At 69.4% G+C, this 1,172-nt stretch carries 1 protein-coding gene and 1 tRNA gene; one reads left to right on the top strand and one right to left on the bottom strand.

Going from position 1 to position 1,172, the window contains the following annotated elements; translation table 11 throughout:
• Nucleotides 1-273: 273 nt before the first annotated feature.
• Nucleotides 274-349 (bottom strand) — tRNA-Ala (locus FL311_RS43265).
• A gap of 193 nt (nucleotides 350-542) precedes the next feature.
• On the opposite strand from FL311_RS43265, the gene FL311_RS43260 reads away from it, so the two are divergent.
• On the top strand, nucleotides 543-1,172 hold a 630-nt coding region (locus tag FL311_RS43260), incomplete at its 3' end, for a tetratricopeptide repeat protein (RefSeq protein WP_368668624.1).

Below are 1,172 nucleotides of genomic sequence, written 5' to 3'. Positions count from 1 at the left end.
GGCGTGGCCTCACCGGAGGGGAGCAGGTTCAGCTGCCCGGCGTCGTAGGCCCGGCTGGCCGGAAGAACGGCGCGGGCGAAGTCTCCGGAGACGAGGCAGCGCCAGAAGCAGAGCCAGGCGAGCCAGAACCGCGCGAAGAACGACAGGGAGGCGGACGGGTCAGTCATCGGCTCCGGATAACAAAGCCCGCCTGCTTTGCAATTCGGCAGTTGCTCGAAATGCCCCAAATGCAAAGGGCCTCACGGTTTCCCGTGAGGCCCTTCGTTTGCTGCATGGTGGAGGTGGACGGGATCGAACCGACGACCTTCGCATTGCGAACGCGACGCTCTCCCAACTGAGCTACACCCCCACAAATGGCCCTGCGTGCTGCGCCCCGGCGTTTTGGGCCGCCGAAGGTGAACGGGCTAGTACCGGACCCCTTCCCTGCTGTCAAGCGCAAGCCTTCGGGTCTCATCCGTGCGATTGACGTGCCGCGCAGCGGATGCCATAAAAACCCCTCTTCTCAGGCGTACCCTTTCCGCCCGGTGTCCCTCCCCCCGGTAATGTCTACCTCCCCTTCGAAGACGTTGAGCCCGGCCGAGCTCGCGAAGCTCGAACACGCGTTCGCTTCCGACCCCTCGTCCGCCGCCTACAAGCCTCTGGCCGAAGCGTACCTGAGCATGGGTCGCTTCATGGAGGCGATGGTCGTCTGCAAGAAGGGCGTCAAGGCGCATCCGAACGCCGCCGACCCTCGCTTGTTGCTCGCCCGTGTGTACGCGGAGCAGGGCAAGGACAAGAAGGCCCTGGAAGAGGCGCTCGGCGCGCTCCAGGTCCAGCCCGAGGACAAGGGCGCGTTGCGCATGGCCGGCGCCCTGCAGCTGAAGACGGGCGAAGCCGAGCCCGGCAAGGCGAACCTCCTCAAGGCGTACAGCGTGGACCCGGGAGACCCGGACACCGTCACGCTGCTGCAGCAGCACAAGATCGACCCGCCGCGGCCGGCCGCGCCCCAGGCGCCCGTCGCCGCGCCGCCGGTGGTCGCGCCCACCGCCACGCAGCAGTCCGCCGCGTCGCTGGCCAGCGGCGTCGCCGCCACGGCCGAGCCTGCCTCCGCGCCCACGCCCAAGCCCGCGGCCACGCCGCGCGCGCCCTCGGGCTCCTCGGCCCCGGTGCGCGCCGAGTCGCCCGCGCAGCGT

It is taken from the genome of Myxococcus sp. AB025B (assembly GCF_006518215.1).
Lineage (GTDB): Bacteria > Myxococcota > Myxococcia > Myxococcales > Myxococcaceae > Myxococcus > Myxococcus fulvus.
Note: the sequence above shows the minus strand (reverse complement) of the source record. Positions and strands in the feature narration are given on the sequence as shown.